Genomic DNA, 15,085 nt, shown 5'->3' with positions numbered 1-15,085 from the left:
GTCTAACCCTTTGGTGGCCGGGTTAACAAGATTTTTACGGTGAGCACGATAATCGGTGGTGAGAGGCCGTTTTCGGCGCTGGAACGCGTAAGTTGAATCACATGGCGCCGCAGGTGAAGCTGACCAACGCCGACAAGGTGATATTTCCCACAACCGGAACCACCAAGGCCGACATCTTCGCCTACTACACCAGCATCGCCGAGGTCATGGTGCCGCATATTGCCGGGCGTCCGGCTACCCGTAAACGCTGGCCAAACGGCGTCGACGAGCCGTCGTTTTTCGAAAAGCAGCTGGCGGCGTCGGCGCCGGACTGGCTGCCCCGTGCCGGTGTGGCGCACCGATCCGGGACGACCACCTATCCGATCATCGACAGCGCGGACGGGTTGGCGTGGATCGCCCAACAGGCCGCACTCGAGGTACACGTGCCGCAGTGGCGGTTCGTCGCCGAGTGGACGCGCAAGGGTGAAGAACTCAAGCCCGGCCCGGCGACCCGTCTGGTGTTCGACCTCGACCCCGGCGAGGGTGTGACGATGGCTCAGCTCGCCGAGGTCGCCCGCGCTGTCCGCGACCTGATCGTCGACATCGGCTTGACCACGTTTCCGCTTACCAGCGGCAGCAAGGGGCTGCATCTGTACAGCCCGCTGGACAAGCCGGTCAGTAGCCGCGGCGCGGTGGTGTTGGCCAAACGTGTTGCACAGCAGTTGGAAACGTCGATGCCCAAGCTGGTCACCTCGACGATGACCAAAAGCGTGCGATCGGGCAAGGTGTTCGTGGACTGGAGCCAGAACAACGGGTCGAAGACCACCATCGCGCCGTATTCATTGCGCGGCCGGGAGTATCCGACCGTCGCCGCGCCGCGCAGCTGGGCGGAGCTCGACGACAAGAAGCTTCGCCAGCTGCGCTACGACGAAGTGCTGAAGAGGGTCGAGCGCGATGGAGATCTGCTGGCGCCGCTGGATGCCGATGTAAAGACCCGGGATCGCCTGACCAAGTACCGCAGCATGCGCGATGCGTCGAAAACACCCGAGCCGGTGCCAGGCGCCAAACCGTCTGCGGGTGAAGGTAATACATTCGTCATTCAGGAGCACCACGCCCGTCGGCTGCACTACGACTTTCGCCTGGAACGCGACGGCGTTTTGGTGTCCTGGGCGGTGCCGAAAAACCTGCCCGAAACCACCGCGGTCAACCACTTGGCGGTCCACACCGAGGACCATCCTCTGGAGTACGGCGGCTTCGAGGGCAGCATCCCGAAGGGGGAGTACGGCGCCGGCAAGGTGATCATCTGGGACTCCGGCACCTATGACACCGAGAAGTTCCGCGATGACGGTGAAAAAGGGGAGGTCATCGTCACGCTGCACGGCCAGCGAATCTCCGGACGCTACGCGCTGATTCAGACCAACGGCGACCAGTGGCTGGCGCATCGGATGAAGGACCAGAATGTCTTCCAGTTCGACGAACTGGCCCCGATGCTCGCCACGCACGGTTCGGTGGCGAGCCTGAGAGCGTCGCAGTGGGCGTTCGAGGGCAAGTGGGACGGCTACCGGCTGCTGGTCGACGCCGATCACGGCACGGTACGGCTGCGCTCACGCAGCGGGCGCGACGTCACCAAGGAATTCCCCCAATTAGCCTCCTTGGCTGATGATCTCGGCGAGCACCACGTCGTGCTCGACGGAGAAGTCGTCGCACTGGATGCTTCCGGTGTGCCGAGGTTCACCGAGATGCAGAACAGGGCGCGGGCCACACGAATCGAGTTCTGGGCATTCGACCTGCTCTACTTGGACGGGCGATCGTTGCTGCGGGCCCGCTACCGCGACCGGCGACAGCTGCTGGAAACGCTTTCCGGCGCGGGCAGTCTGATCGTTCCCGACCCGCTGCCCGGCGACGGCGAAGAGGCGCTTGACTACTCGCGTAAGCACCAGTGGGAGGGCGTGATCGCGAAAAAGCGCGATTCGACCTATCAGCCCGGTCGCCGCTCGGCGTCGTGGGTGAAGGACAAATATTGGCACACCCAGGAAGTCGTCATCGGCGGTTGGCGAGCCGGCGAGGGTGGAAGGACCAGCGGTATCGGATCGCTGCTGATGGGCATTCCAGCCGCGGGTGGACTGCATTTCGCCGGCCGAGTCGGTACCGGGTTCACCGAACGCGACCTGGCCAGGCTGAAGAAAACGCTGGCGCCGTTGCACACCGACGAATCCCCGTTCGAGGCACCCCTTCCGGCCCGTGACGCCAAGAACGTGACCTATGTCAAGCCAACGCTGGTCGGCGAAGTCCGGTACAGCGAGTGGACCCCGGATGACCGTTTGCGGCAACCCAGTTGGCGCGGTCTGCGACCGGACAAGGAACCGAGTGAGGTGGTGCGCGAATGAAGTGGGTGACCTTTCGAGCCAGCGACGGCGAGCGGGCAGGGGTGCTTTCCGGGGATGAGATCCACGCCCTGCAGCCGGGCGTGAGCTTGCTCGAACTCATCGGCTACGGCCCGGCCGGGCTGCAGGAAGTGGGGGAGGACGCCCTGCGTTCGGCACCCACCGTGCGTCTGGACCAGGTGACGCTCGCGGCGCCGATCCCGCGGCCGCCGTCGATCCGGGACAGCCTGTGCTTCCTCGAGCACATGCGCAATTGCCAGGCGGCGATGGGCGGTGGTCGGGTTCTCAAGGATTCCTGGTACCGGATTCCCGCGTTCTACTTCGCCTGCCCGTCGACCGTTCTCGGCCCGTACGACGACGCCCCGATGGCACCCGGAAGTGCTTGGCAGGACTTCGAATTGGAGATCGCCGCGGTCATCGGGACAGCCGGCAAAGACTTCTCGGTGGCCGAAGCCGAACAGGCGATCATCGGCTACATGATCTTCAACGACTGGTCGGCGCGTGACCTGCAAATGCTGGAAGGCCAACTGGCGATCGGGCAGGCCAAGGGCAAGGACAGCGGAGTCACATTGGGCCCGTATCTGGTCACACCCGACGAACTGGAGCCCTACCGTCGCGACGGCAAGCTGGGCCTCGAGGTGACCGCACTGGTGAACGGCGAGGTGGTCGGTGCCGGGTCGACCGCGGCGATGGATTGGAGCTTCGGCGAAGTGATCGCCTACGCCTCGCGTGGGGTAGCGCTGACACCCGGCGACGTTTTCGGTTCCGGCACCGTGCCGACCTGCACGCTGGTCGAGCATCTCGACGCGACCGCGCCGGAATCGTTCCGCGGCTGGCTGCACGACGGCGACGTCGTCACGCTCACTGTGCAGGGGCTGGGTGAGACCCGTCAAACCGTCCGTAAAACCCCCGCACCGCAACCAATTTCGGCGCGACCCAACCCCGACGCCGTGCCGGCGCAGCGGGTCAACCCGGCTCCGGCGAAAATCCCGTACACCCGCGGGTTGCACGAGGTCGCCGACCGGGTGTGGGCCTGGATGCTGCCGGACGGCGGATACGGTTGGAGCAACGCCGGACTCGTCGCCGGCGACGGCGCGTCGTTACTGGTCGATACCCTGTTCGACCTGGCGCTGACCCGCGAAATGCTGGCCGCGATGGCGCCCGTCACCGACCGCGCCCCGATCACCGACGCGCTGATCACCCACTCCAATGGTGACCACACCCACGGCAACCAACTGTTGGACGCCTCGGTGCGGGTGATCGCCGCCAAGGGCACGGCCGAGGAGATCGCCCACGGCATGGCGCCCGAGATGCTGGTGATGACCCAGACCGCGGACCTCGGTCCCGTGGCGACCGGATATCTGCGAGAACGGTTCGGACCCTTCGACTTCGGCGGCATCACGCTGCGCAACGCCGACCGCACCTTCGACGACCGGCTCGCCATCGAGGTTGGCGGCCGAGAGGTGCACCTGTTAAATCTGGGCCCGGCGCATACCGCCGCGGACTCGGTGGTGCACCTGCCGGACGCCGGGGTGCTGTTCGCCGGGGACTTGCTGTTCATCGGTTGCACGCCGATCGTGTGGGCCGGTCCGATCGCAAACTGGGTCGCGGCCTGCGACGCGATGATCGCGTTGGGTGCGGCGACGGTGGTCCCGGGCCACGGCCCGGTCACTGACGCGGACGGTATCCGCGCGGTGCGCGGGTATCTCGTCCACGTCGCCGAGCAAGCCGACGCCGCCTACCGCAAGGGCCTGTCCTTCGTCGAGGCGGCCGACAGCATCGACCTCGGTGAGTACGCGAGCTGGCTGGACGCGGAGCGCGTCGTCGTCAACGTCTACCAGCGTTATCGCGAACTCGACCCGGGCACACCGCAGTTGCCGGCGATGGGATTGCTGGCGATGCAAGCCGAGTGGTTCGCCAAGCATTCCTGACGCGCTACACCTATCGCCGGGTCGCCCGAACGAAGCTGATCGAGGCAGCCGTATTCGCCCGTGCTTCGCCCTCCAGGAGATCGAGCCCGGCCGCAGCGAACAGGTCGGCAAGCACGAAAGTAGCGGTGTCCCATCCGTGGGCCCGCAGGTGGGCCGCGACGTCGGTGTGGTCGCCCGGGTAGGTCAAGTCGGGGATATGCAGGTCCAGGCCGTGTTCGCGCCAACGGTCGGTCAGCTTCTGGGCCCGCCGCCGCTCCTCCTCGGTCTGACCGCGCACCGATCCGTAGTCCGCGGCGAACGCGCTGCCGGCCGCGCTCAGCGCGGCGACGTTATCGAGCAAGCGAACTTCGGCCGCGGGCGGCAGAAATCCGATTAGTACCCCCTCGGCCAGCCACGCCGTCGGTTGGGTGGCATCGAAGCCCGCGCGTTGCAGCGCCGCCGGCCAATCCTCACGCAGGTCGATGCCGACCGGACGATGCTCGGCCCCGGGTACAGCGCCGAGTTCGGACAGTGTGGTGGTCTTCAACTCGATGACCTCGGGCCGATCGATTTCGTAGAGTGTGGTGCCCGCCGGCCAGGAAAGCCGGTACGGGCGCGAGTCCAGCCCCGACGCCACGATCACCACCTGGCGCAGGCCCGTGCTGCTGGTCTCGGCGAAGTAGTCGTCGTAGAACCGGGCTCGGGCAGCGAATGTGTCGACCATTCGGGGAAACCCGGCACCTTCGTCGACGTCGGCGAAGTCCAGTTCGCCCGAGGCCACTTTGGTGAAGAGGTCCAGCCCGACCGCGCGGACCAGCGGCTCGGCGAAGGGGTCGTTGATCACGGGGTTGGGACGTCGGCTGGCTGCTGCGCGGGCGGCGGCCACCATCGTGGCGGTGGCGCCGACGCTGCTGGCCAAATCCCATGTGTCGCTGTCAGTTCTCGCCATGCGTGCCAACGTAGGCCCGAACTCCGACGGTCTCCCCTACGGTTGCTGTATGACTGCTGTGGAATTGGCAACGCTTGAAGACGAAATCGCCGGTGTCACCCTGAATCGGCCGAGGCGGTTGAATGCCATCGACGGGTCGCTGATGGACGCCATGGACGACGTGATGGATGTGCTCAGCACCGGCGAGTTCCGGGCGGCGATTCTGACCGGCGCCGGCCGCGGATTCTGCGCCGGCGCCGACCTGAGTGGCACCGGGGAGCCCTGGACAAAACCGCCGAAAACCGGGCCACCCAGCCCGCCGTTCAAGGTCAGCTACGACGCGCAGGTTCGGCTGGCCGACCTGTACACCCGGCTTTACGAGCTGCCGATACCGGTGATCGCCGCGGTCAACGGCGCCGCGGTCGGTGGCGGGTTGGCCTTCGCGCTGCACTGCGACATCCGAATCGCCTCTGACCAAGCCCGGTTCGGTTCGGTTTTCATCAAGGCAGGGTTCTCGTCGATGGACATGGGCACCAGCTACCTGCTGCCCAAGATCGTCGGAGCCGGGGTGGCGCGGGAACTGATGCTGACCGGCCGCATCATCGACGCGGACGAGGCCTACCGGATCAGGCTGGTGCACGAGGTGGTGGCGCCGGATGAGCTGATGGCGGCCGCGCTCAAGATGGCCCGCTCGATCGTCGAGAACAACGCCTACGGCGTCTGGCAGACCAAGATCGGCCTCAACACCGCGCTGGACGCGCCAAGTCTGCGGCACGCCAAGGAGATCGAGAATCGCACCCAGATCCTGACCGGGTTCACCAACAACCCGCTGGAAGCCGCCAAGGCCCTCATGGAGAAGCGGTCTCCGGTGTGGGATTCGCTGTAGCCGTTAGGCTTTAGCGATCACGTTCTCGGCGAACATCTCCAGGTTGCGAATTTTGGTGTCGAGCGGCTCGGCGTCGGTTCCCATGATGTAGGGGATCCGGAAACCCACGATGACGTCGGTGACGCCCTTGTCCTCGAGGCGTTTGACGCCGTCGAGGGTGAAGCCGTCGACGGAGATGACGTGGATCTCGAAGGGCTCCGTTCTTCCTTCTTCTTCGCGGAGCTGCTTGACCCTTTTGATGAGCCGGTCCAGCTCGTCGGGGTCGCCGCCGCCGTGCATCCAGCCGTCGGCGCGGGCGGCGCGCCGCAGCGCGGCATCGGCGTGACCGCCGATCAGAATTGGAATCGGCTGTGTCGGAGCGGGAGTCATCTTGGTCTTGGGTATGTCGTAGAACTCGCCGTGGAACTCGAAGTAGTCGCCGGTGGTGAGCCCGCGGATGATTTCGATGCACTCGTCAATTCGCTTGCCGCGCTTGGCAAACGGAACACCCATCAACTCGTAGTCCTCGGGCCACGGGCTGGTGCCGACGCCGAGGCCCACCCGATTGCCGATGAGCGCCGCCAGCGAACCGGCCTGCTTGGCCACCAGAGCCGGCGGCCGGATCGGAAGCTTGAGGACGAAGAAGTTGAACCGCAACGTCGTCGTCACCGCGCCCAGGGCGGCGGTCAGCACGAACGTCTCGATGAACGCCTTGCCGTCCAGGAATTCACGGTTTCCGTCTGGCGTGTACGGGTATTTGGAGTCGGACTCGAACGGATAGGCGACGCTGTCGGGGATGGTCATGCTGGTGTACCCGGCCGCCTCGGCGGCCTTCGCCAACGGGATGTAGTAACTGAAGTCCGTCATCGCCTCCGCGTAGCTGAACCGCACACCGTCTCCTGCCCTCGCATAGCTACAAATACTGAACCAAATACTAGAGCCTGTTAACAGCGGCTGATCAAAGCTGGTTTTCCGGGCCGAGCACTGCCCACACCGTCTTTCCGGACGACATCGGTGTGCTGCCCCATGCGCGGCAAACCGACGCGACGATCGCCAGACCCGACACCCGTTCGCCGCCGAGGTGAGGATCCTCATGGCGGGCCGCCGGTATCGAGCTATCGTCCTGCACCGAAATGGTTACCGCTTCACCGTCGGATTCGAGCACCAGCACGCACGCGCAGGCGGTGTGTTGCAACACGTTTTCGACGAACACATTGACAACTACCGTCGCTACCGGAACCAGCGCGACGTGGGACCAGGCCGCCAGCCATTCGGCCACCAGTTCGCGGGCCTGGCGCAGGCTCGCAAGGGAGGACGGCAGTTCCGCGCTGGTCCGCCGCCGGGTAGGTCGACCGGCGGTAAGACTTGCCAACGCCGCCTCGACACTGGCTCGCACCGGCACGTAGCGCGTCACACCGCTCCGGGCGATGATCCGCTGGCGTCCGGGGTGGGCGCAGATCAGAATGATCGGAACGTCGGGCCAGATACTGACCTGCCAGCGTGCGCTGCTGAACACCTTCCACAAGGACGACGCTGGGACGCGCAGAGCGTTGACGTCGACAAGGACCGCGCGCGGTTCGCCCAACGCCGCCTCGATGATGCGGTTTCGAAGTTGCAGATACCTGCGCCCGTCCAGGACGCCATCGACCGTGAGCACGCAAGCGCTTCCCACCGGGAAAGCGGAAACCGCCAAACGGCCGGTGGTCCTAGCCACCGCCTCGCGCCCGCTCGGCGGCGATCCTGACCACAGCGAGCGGGTCGTTTTCAACGGGCATCGCTTTCAACATGATGGCCGCTTACCCACGCCGGCGCGCGGCAAAACGCGGTCGCGGCTCAAAACTGTGGCGCGGCGGCAACTTCGACGTCTCTCAGCGCGAACGGCGGCGCACCCACCCCGGCGATCGAATACGTGCCCTGCGGAGTTTCTTCAGTGATGCGCGCCGAGACGCTGCGGTCACCCACCGTCAGGGTCAGTGTCCGGACCCGGGCCAGCACGTCTGCCGGGAATTGGCCGAAAAGTGTTCCCTGCCAGTGATACCGGCCGTCAATCGGGTCAATATGTCCGGTTATCCGGACACGCGCCTCACGGCAGATATCGGCCAGCGTCGCCGTCGCCGGGCCTTCGTAAATGTCATCCTGCACGCCGACGGACGACACCAAGTCGAATGCCGATGGCACCAGGCGACGCGAGGAGCTACCCAGGTGGACCCGCTCGTTGTACACCTGTTGACTGCTGCGGCGCACCTCGATGCGATGGTGCCCCTTCATCAGCTGTAGGCACTCAACGACGTAGCGCATGGCCGCTTCGAACTCCGGCCCGTCAACGATGAAGTAATTCGGGAAGCCGTGCATCGCCACCCCGAGGTAGGGCTCCATGCCGTCGGTCCAGGCGTGCTGGATGGTCACGCCGCGGGCACCCACCAGGATGTCCTGCGGTAGTCCGGCGGGGATCTTGAACCCGGTGCCGTACACGATGGCGTCGGCGTCCTGGTGGACACCGTCGGCGGTCCGGATGCCCGCCGCCGTCATCTCGACGATGGGCGATGCCACCAGCTCGGCCTGGCGGCGCAGGTAGTGCCTGGCGCGTCGAGCGGGCCTGATGACCCGGCGTGGCGGAAGCGGGAAAACCTTGACCGCGGCGCCCGATCTGGCCAGCCGGCCGATCAGCTGCCCGGCGGCGGCGTCGGCGCCGATCACCGCGACGCGTTGGGCGGCCGGGTCGAAATCGGGGTCGGGTGCCGCGGCGTGAAACGAGACGCCGCGAAATTCCCTGCGGCCAAACAGGTCCGGAGTCCACGGGACAAACGGGGACTTGCGGGCGACCACTACCCGCCCGTGGCATGTCTCACCGTCGCCGGTGGTCAGCGTCCAGGTGGCGGTGTCGTCGTCGAACACCGAGCTGATCACTTCGCGATCAAAGATCACGAAATTCTCGATGCCGACGGCGAGTAGCTCGGTGGCCCATACGCCAGTGGATCCGGTCCCGACGATGACGACGTCGTGGCTTTGGTCGATCACAGGAACTTGGTGCGCGTCCAGCCGCGGCGCGCGATCGGGCCCAATAAGCCCACCTCCGTAAGGAACTCGGCCAGCGGAGCGAAGCCCGCCACCTGGACTTCGTGGCGATGTGGGCTGGTGCGCGCGACTCTGCGGGCTTGCCGGGCGTTCAAACCCGCCCGCGCATATTGGACCTTATTGCTGAACAGGTAGCGGAAGAACCAACCGCCCAGGCCGTTGACGTTGCCGACGAACCACCGCTCCGGCCGTCGCATCTGCGGTGCCCGCTTGCGCAGTCCGTCGCGGGCGAACTGAATGTGGCGGGCCTCTTCGGTGACGTGAATTCGCATCAGCCGCTGGATGATCGGCTGCAGTTCGGGATCGTCCATCATCTGGCGCTGCAACGAGTCGAAGATCTCCTCGCCGATCAGCGCGGCCAGCCACAGCACCGAGCCGCGGAAAAAGAACGGCAGCGTGTTGATGATCATCCGGTGATAAAGCCGCGGGCGAACGGGCATGGCGCCGACCCGTTCGATGGCCTTGCCGAACATCACCATGTGACGGGTCTCGTCGCCCAGTTCAGTGAGCGCGTAGTGGGATGCCCTGCTGGTGGGGTCCGTGTGCATGAGTTTGCGCAACAGCGCCTGGTTCAAGATGTTCTCGAACCAGATACCGGCGGACAGGGTGTTCACCAGCTCCTGGCGGGACAGCTCGATGCGCTGAGCGCGGGTCATCTCGTCCCACATCGGTGTGCCGTACAGCGACACGGTCCTCGGCGGCAGATAGAACTTGTCTGGGTCTAGCGGCGCGTCCCAGTCGATGTCGACGACCGGGGCGTAGGACTTTTTGACCGATCCCTTGAGCAGACGTTCGGCGAACTCTTCACGACTAGGGCCATTCGGCTTGACCGCAGTGGTCATGGCGCCGCTCCTCCTCATCGATTGCTCTGCATCGTCGCCGGCGCGGGTCATGGCGGACGTCCCTTTCTCGGCGCTATATCCAGACGTTAAGACGCATGCACCGAAGATGTCAATACCCGTGGTACCGGGTACCGGTGGTTTCGACTACACCTTGATGCGCGCGAATCGGGCACGAAGTCGTAGGTCGTGTGTCCTTGAATACTGATCACCGAACGCGGCTGGGACCGGCGCCAGATACGCACCAAACCCTTCTGGACACCCGGCCGCACCGGCTTGGAATAGCGCTGCACCCTCTAGGCTCTGCGGGCATGGGGACTCGCCACATCCACGTCATCGGCATCGGTGCGGGAGACCCCGAATATGTGACCGTCCAGGCGATTGAGGCACTCAACAAAACCCAGGTTTTCTTCGCGATGGACAAGGGCGAAGCCAAAAGCGACCTGGTTGGGCTGCGCCGGGACATCTGCGCGCGGTTCATCCGGGAGCCCGACTACCGCTTCGTCGAGCTGCCCGATCCGCGGCGCTCAACCGACGCCGATTACCGAGAGGCAGTGTCCGACTGGCACGCGGCGCGCGCCCGGATCTGGGCGACGGCGATCGCCACCGAACTCGGTTCCGACGGCGTGGGTGCCTTCCTGGCTTGGGGGGACCCGTCGCTGTATGACAGCACGCTGCGCATCCTCGATTCCGTCGCCGCGGAGATCGACGTCAGCTACGACGTGATCCCGGGTATCACCGCCATCCAGGCACTGACGGCACGGCATCGCATCCCGCTCAACGACGTCGGCGAACCGGTGTTGATCACCACCGGCCGTCAGCTTCGAGCCCACGGCCTGTCCGGCTCGACGGTCGTCATGCTCGACGGCGAGTGTTCGTTTCGAAGCTGCCCGCCCGAGACCCGGATCTGGTGGGGCGCCTACCTTGGCACCGACGACGAGCTGCTCGTCGCCGGCACGATCGGCGAGGTTGGCGAGCGCATCGCCGCGTTGCGGGCCGATGCCCGTGCAGGTCACGGTTGGATTATGGACACCTATTTGTTGCGATCCGCGGAGTAGGTTCAGCCCATGGGACCCTTTCTCATTCGCGCCGCGTTGACGGGATTCGCACTCTGGGTGGTCACCCTCGTCGTCCATGGGCTCAGCTTCGTCGGCGGCGACACCAGGTTGCAGAGGGCCGGCATCATCTTCGTCGTCGCGGTGATCTTCGGTCTGGTCAACGCGTTCATCAAACCGATCGTGCAGATCCTGTCGATCCCCCTGTACATCCTTACCCTGGGCCTGATCCACATCGTCATCAACGCGCTGATGCTGTGGATCACCGCGCGGATCACCGCTCACACCACCCATTGGGGCCTGGCCATCGACCACTTCTGGTGGACCGCGATCTGGGCCGCGATCGTGTTGTCGATCGTCAGCTGGGTGCTGTCGCTGGTGGTTCGCGACGCGAGGCGCACAGCTCGGCGCTGACCGGCACACTGGATGCATGCCTGAACTGCCCGAAGTCGAAGCGCTGGCCGACCACCTGCGCCGCCACGCCGTCGGCAGGACTATCGGGCGCGTCGACGTCGTCGCGTTGTCGGTGCTTAAAACCTTCGATCCGCCGATCAACGCGCTGTACGGTCTGACCGTTACCGGCGCCGACCGGTGGGGCAAATATCTCGGCCTGCGGGCGGGCGAGTTGATCTTGATTGCGCACCTATCCCGGGCCGGCTGGCTGCGGTGGTCGGACAAGCTCGCCGCCGCGCCGCTGCGACCCGGCAAAGGCCCGATTGCGCTGCGCGTTCATCTGGGCACTCCTGGGGAGGCGCCGGGCTTCGACCTCACCGAGGCGGGCACCCAGAAGCGGCTGGCGGTGTGGCTCGTCGACGACCCGATGCAGGTACCCGGCATCGCCGCGCTCGGGCCCGACGCGCTGCAACTCAGCGTCGACGGCCTGGCCGACGTGCTGGCCGGAAACACCGGGCGGATCAAGTCCGTCATCACCGACCAAAAGGTGATCGCCGGCATCGGCAACGCCTACAGCGACGAGATCCTGCACGTCGCCAAGATTTCGCCGTTCGGCACGGCCGGCAAAATCGCCAACGCGCAGCTGGTCGCATTGCACGATGCGATGGTGTCGGTGCTGACCGACGCCGTGAGCCGGTCGGTCGGTCAGCAGGCCGCCACGCTGAAGGGGGAGAAGCGCTCCGGTTTGCGGGTGCATGCGCGCACCGGCTTGCCGTGTCCGGTATGCGGCGACACCGTGCGGGAAGTGTCATTCGCCGACAAGTCGTTTCAGTACTGCCCGACCTGTCAGACCGGCGGCAAGGTGCTAGCCGACCGGCGCATGTCGCGTCTGCTCAAGTAGCTATGCCGATGGCGGCGACCCGCTGCACGCGGCTTCGCCGCGCTGGCGATCGCCGCTATGCTGCGCGGGTGACTCGGCAGAAGATTCTCATCACCGGCGCGAGTTCCGGCCTCGGCGCCGGGATGGCCGGCGCGTTCGCGGCCAAGGGCCGTGATCTGGCATTGTGCGCCCGTCGCACCGACCGGCTCGACCAGCTCAAAACTGATCTGTCGCAACAGTATCCGGACATCGCCGTGGCCGTTGCCGCGCTGGACGTCAACGACCACGAACAGGTGCCGAAGGTGTTCGCGGAGTTATCCGACACTCTGGGCGGAATCGACCGGCTGATCGTCAACGCCGGTATCGGCAAGGGCGCGCCGCTGGGGTCGGGCAAGCTGTGGGCCAACAAGGCAACCATCGAAACCAACCTGGTGGCTGCTCTGGTTCAGATCGAAACCGCGCTGCAGATGTTCAAGCAGCAGGGCTCCGGGCATCTGGTGCTGATCTCCTCGGTGCTCGGCGCCAAGGGCATACCCGGCGTGAAGGCGGCCTACGCGGCCAGCAAGGCTGGTCTGCGGTCGCTCGGCGAATCGCTGCGTGCCGAATACGCCAGCGGGCCGATCAAGGTGTCGGTGCTCGAACCCGGCTATATCGAGTCGGAGATGACCGCCAAATCGGAAAGCACGATGTTCATGGTGGACAACGAAACTGGCGTCAAGGCGTTGGTCGCCGCCATTGAGCGCGAGCCGGGCAGGGCGGTTGTTCCGTGGTGGCCGTGGGCGCCGATGGTGCAGCTAATGCGGGTGCTGCCGCCACCACTGGCCAAACGCTTCGCCTAACTGGCGCGAGCAGACTCAGCTGACCCGACCTCGTTCGGTGCGGTAATGGCGCACTAGCGTGTCGGTCGAGCTGTCCGACTGTTTGTCCGGCGATGCGTCCTCGGTGATGACCGGCAGCAGCGCCTTGGCCTGCGTCTTGCCCAGCTCGACGCCCCATTGGTCGAACGAGTCGATGCCCCACACCACGCCCTCGGTGAAGACCTGATGCTCGTAAAGAGCGATCAACTGGCCCAGTACCGACGGGGTGAGCCTGGTGGCCAGGATGGACGTGGTCGGTCGGTTACCGGGCATCACCTTGTGCGGCACCACATCGGCCGGCGTGCCCTCGGCGGCGATCTCCTCGGCGGTCTTGCCGAAGGCCAGCACCTGGGTCTGCGCGAAGAAGTTGCTCATCAGCAGGTCGTGCATACTGCCAGTGCCGTCGGCGGTGGGCAGGTCGTCGGTCGGCTGGCTGAAACCGATGAAGTCGGCCGGCACCAACCGGGTGCCCTGGTGCAGCAATTGGTAAAAGGCGTGCTGACCGTTGGTTCCCGGTTCGCCCCAATAGATTTCACCGGTGTCGGTGACGACGGGGGTGCCGTCGGCACGGGTCGACTTGCCGTTGGATTCCATCGTCAGCTGCTGCAGATAGGCCGCGAAACGCGCCAGGTCGTTGGAGTACGGCAGCACCGCACGTGACTGTGCGCCAAAGAAGTTCGAGTACCACAGCCCGATCAGCCCGAGCAGCACCGGCGCGTTGGCCTCCAGCGGTGCGGTGCGGAAATGCTCGTCGACGAGGTGGAAGCCGGACAGGAAGTCCGCGAAAGCCTCTCGGCCGATCGCGGCCATCACCGAGAGCCCGATCGCCGAATCGACCGAATAGCGTCCGCCGACCCAGTCCCAGAATCCGAACATGTTGTTGGTGTCGATGCCGAACTCGTCGACCAACTTCTTGTTGGTCGAGACGGCAACGAAATGCTTTGCCACCGCGTCGTCGCCGAGCGTGTCGGTCAGCCAGCGCCGGGCCGCGGTCGCGTTGGTCAGCGTTTCCAGCGTGGAGAACGTCTTGGAGGCGACGATGAAAAGCGTCGTGGCCGGGTCTAAGTCGGCCAACGTTGCGACCAGGTCAGCGGGGTCGACATTGGAGACGAACCGCGCCGAGATGCCGGCGTCGGCGTAGTGCCGCAGTGCAAGGTAGACCATCACCGGTCCGAGGTCCGAACCCCCGATCCCGATGTTGACGACCGTGCTGATCCGTTCGCCGGTGGCACCGGTCCACTCGCCGCTGCGCAGCCGGTCGGTGAAGTCGCCCATCGCGTCCAGCACCGCGTGCACGTCCTCGACCACGTTTTGCCCGTCGACGATCAGCTTCGCGTCGCGCGGCAGCCGCAGCGCGGTATGCAGCACCGCGCGATTCTCCGAGACGTTGATATGCACGCCCTCGAACATCTCGTCGCGACGCTGCTCGAGGTGCGCGGCGCGAGCCAGGTCGAGCAGCAGCTTCAGGGTCTCGCGGGTGATGCGGTGTTTGCTGTAGTCGATGTAAAGGTCGCCGACGGCGACGGTGAACTCGCTGCCGCGGTCGGGATCGTCGGCGAACAACTGGCGCAGGTGCGCCGTTTTGATCTGGTCATGATGCTTGCGCAGCGCGTTCCAGGCCGGGGCCGCCGTGATGTCGGGAATCTGTTCAACCGCAGTCATGGTGTCGACCCTAGTCAGGTTGACCAGGGCAGCGATGAAGGCGAGGTGAACGAGATGCTAACCGGCTGGATCAATGACCGAGTCGGCCGCGGCCCAGTCTGAGCAGCAGCATGGCCAGGTCCTTGCCGTCTGGACCGAGCTCGCTGTAGCGCTCGATGACCTTCATTTCCCGGCTGTGCACCAAGCGGGTGCCGCCGGAGGCCATCCGGGCTTTGCCGATCGCCTGGGACACCTCGGCGCGACGCTTGACCGCGGCCA

The 15,085-nt window shown here is 65.5% G+C and carries 14 protein-coding genes and 2 pseudogenes; 9 read left to right on the top strand and 7 right to left on the bottom strand.

Features of this window, described 5'->3' with window-relative positions; genetic code table 11:
• Positions 1-101: 101 nt before the first annotated feature.
• Positions 102-2,366: an ATP-dependent DNA ligase gene (locus VNW74_RS26460; RefSeq protein ID WP_325682366.1), complete on the top strand. Its 2,265-nt coding sequence runs from the start codon at positions 102-104 to the stop codon at positions 2,364-2,366.
• A complete protein-coding gene (locus tag VNW74_RS26455; protein WP_325682364.1) occupies positions 2,363-4,294 on the top strand; it encodes a fumarylacetoacetate hydrolase family protein in 1,932 nt (643 codons plus the stop codon). Before VNW74_RS26460 ends, VNW74_RS26455 begins: the two co-directional genes overlap by 4 nt.
• Before the next feature lie 10 nt (positions 4,295-4,304).
• Here the strand turns inward: VNW74_RS26455 and VNW74_RS26450 are convergent, their stop codons facing one another.
• On the bottom strand, positions 4,305-5,222 hold the full coding sequence (locus VNW74_RS26450; RefSeq protein WP_325682362.1) for an SAM-dependent methyltransferase: 918 nt from the start codon (positions 5,220-5,222) through the stop codon (positions 4,305-4,307).
• Positions 5,223-5,280: 58 nt separating this feature from the next.
• Here VNW74_RS26450 and VNW74_RS26445 point away from each other — a divergent pair, with 58 nt between their 5' ends.
• Positions 5,281-6,087, top strand: a complete 807-nt coding sequence (locus VNW74_RS26445; protein WP_325682411.1) for an enoyl-CoA hydratase/isomerase family protein — start codon at positions 5,281-5,283, stop codon at positions 6,085-6,087.
• A 3-nt stretch (positions 6,088-6,090) separates the two neighbouring features.
• On the opposite strand, the gene VNW74_RS26440 is transcribed toward VNW74_RS26445, so the two are convergent.
• The 4 genes from VNW74_RS26440 to VNW74_RS26425 all read right to left on the bottom strand — a co-directional run bounded on the left by VNW74_RS26440 (position 6,091) and on the right by VNW74_RS26425 (position 9,983).
• Entirely contained in the window at positions 6,091-6,957 is an 867-nt protein-coding gene (locus VNW74_RS26440) for a TIGR03619 family F420-dependent LLM class oxidoreductase (RefSeq protein WP_325682360.1), read from the bottom strand.
• A gap of 67 nt (positions 6,958-7,024) precedes the next feature.
• Positions 7,025-7,723, bottom strand: coding sequence for a sulfate transporter (locus VNW74_RS26435; RefSeq protein ID WP_325682358.1), 699 nt, complete (start codon positions 7,721-7,723; stop codon positions 7,025-7,027).
• A gap of 176 nt (positions 7,724-7,899) precedes the next feature.
• Positions 7,900-8,892: a DUF4873 domain-containing protein gene (locus tag VNW74_RS26430; protein ID WP_414686785.1), complete on the bottom strand. Its 993-nt coding sequence runs from the start codon at positions 8,890-8,892 to the stop codon at positions 7,900-7,902.
• Positions 8,893-9,080: 188 nt separating this feature from the next.
• Entirely contained in the window at positions 9,081-9,983 is a 903-nt protein-coding gene (locus tag VNW74_RS26425; RefSeq protein ID WP_325682355.1) for a diiron oxygenase, read from the bottom strand.
• Positions 9,984-10,181: 198 nt separating this feature from the next.
• On the opposite strand from VNW74_RS26425, the pseudogene VNW74_RS26420 reads away from it, so the two are divergent.
• From VNW74_RS26420 to VNW74_RS26395, 6 genes and pseudogenes are all read left to right on the top strand, one after another.
• Positions 10,182-10,265, top strand: a pseudogene (locus tag VNW74_RS26420) (siderophore-interacting protein); the annotation flags it as partial.
• A gap of 26 nt (positions 10,266-10,291) precedes the next feature.
• Positions 10,292-11,038 carry a precorrin-6A synthase (deacetylating) gene (cobF, locus tag VNW74_RS26415; RefSeq protein WP_325682353.1) on the top strand — a complete coding sequence of 249 codons (747 nt, stop codon included), beginning with the start codon at positions 10,292-10,294 and terminating at the stop codon, positions 11,036-11,038.
• Between the two features lie 9 nt (positions 11,039-11,047).
• Complete coding sequence (locus VNW74_RS26410) at positions 11,048-11,449, top strand: phage holin family protein (RefSeq protein ID WP_325682351.1); 402 nt, start codon at positions 11,048-11,050, stop codon at positions 11,447-11,449.
• Positions 11,450-11,465: 16 nt separating this feature from the next.
• A pseudogene (locus tag VNW74_RS26405) lies at positions 11,466-11,708 on the top strand (DNA-formamidopyrimidine glycosylase family protein); the annotation flags it as partial.
• A gap of 147 nt (positions 11,709-11,855) precedes the next feature.
• A complete protein-coding gene (locus VNW74_RS26400) occupies positions 11,856-12,329 on the top strand; it encodes a zinc finger domain-containing protein (RefSeq protein ID WP_325682409.1) in 474 nt (157 codons plus the stop codon).
• A gap of 68 nt (positions 12,330-12,397) precedes the next feature.
• A complete protein-coding gene (locus tag VNW74_RS26395; RefSeq protein WP_325682349.1) occupies positions 12,398-13,147 on the top strand; it encodes an SDR family oxidoreductase in 750 nt (249 codons plus the stop codon).
• A 15-nt stretch (positions 13,148-13,162) separates the two neighbouring features.
• Here the strand turns inward: VNW74_RS26395 and pgi are convergent, their stop codons facing one another.
• A complete protein-coding gene (gene pgi / locus VNW74_RS26390; protein WP_325682346.1) occupies positions 13,163-14,827 on the bottom strand; it encodes a glucose-6-phosphate isomerase in 1,665 nt (554 codons plus the stop codon).
• 70 nt (positions 14,828-14,897) lie between these two features.
• On the bottom strand, positions 14,898-15,085 hold a 188-nt coding region (locus VNW74_RS26385; RefSeq protein ID WP_325682344.1), incomplete at its 5' end, for a chorismate mutase.

It is taken from the genome of Mycobacterium sp. (genome assembly GCF_035570115.1).
Taxonomy (GTDB): domain Bacteria; phylum Actinomycetota; class Actinomycetes; order Mycobacteriales; family Mycobacteriaceae; genus Mycobacterium.
Note: the sequence above shows the minus strand (reverse complement) of the source record. Positions and strands in the feature narration are given on the sequence as shown.

Excerpts from the sequence above, each read along its gene's own strand:
- pgi (WP_325682346.1), bottom strand. The coding sequence starts at position 14,827 with ATGACTGCGGTTGAACAGATTCCCGACATCACGGCGGCCCCGGCCTGG.
- VNW74_RS26425 (WP_325682355.1), bottom strand. The coding sequence starts at position 9,983 with ATGACCACTGCGGTCAAGCCGAATGGCCCTAGTCGTGAAGAGTTCGCC.
- VNW74_RS26400 (WP_325682409.1), top strand. The coding sequence starts at position 11,856 with ATGCAGGTACCCGGCATCGCCGCGCTCGGGCCCGACGCGCTGCAACTC.
- VNW74_RS26450 (WP_325682362.1), bottom strand. The coding sequence starts at position 5,222 with ATGGCGAGAACTGACAGCGACACATGGGATTTGGCCAGCAGCGTCGGC.
- VNW74_RS26410 (WP_325682351.1), top strand. The coding sequence starts at position 11,048 with ATGGGACCCTTTCTCATTCGCGCCGCGTTGACGGGATTCGCACTCTGG.
- VNW74_RS26460 (WP_325682366.1), top strand. The coding sequence starts at position 102 with ATGGCGCCGCAGGTGAAGCTGACCAACGCCGACAAGGTGATATTTCCC.
- VNW74_RS26455 (WP_325682364.1), top strand. The coding sequence starts at position 2,363 with ATGAAGTGGGTGACCTTTCGAGCCAGCGACGGCGAGCGGGCAGGGGTG.
- cobF (WP_325682353.1), top strand. The coding sequence starts at position 10,292 with ATGGGGACTCGCCACATCCACGTCATCGGCATCGGTGCGGGAGACCCC.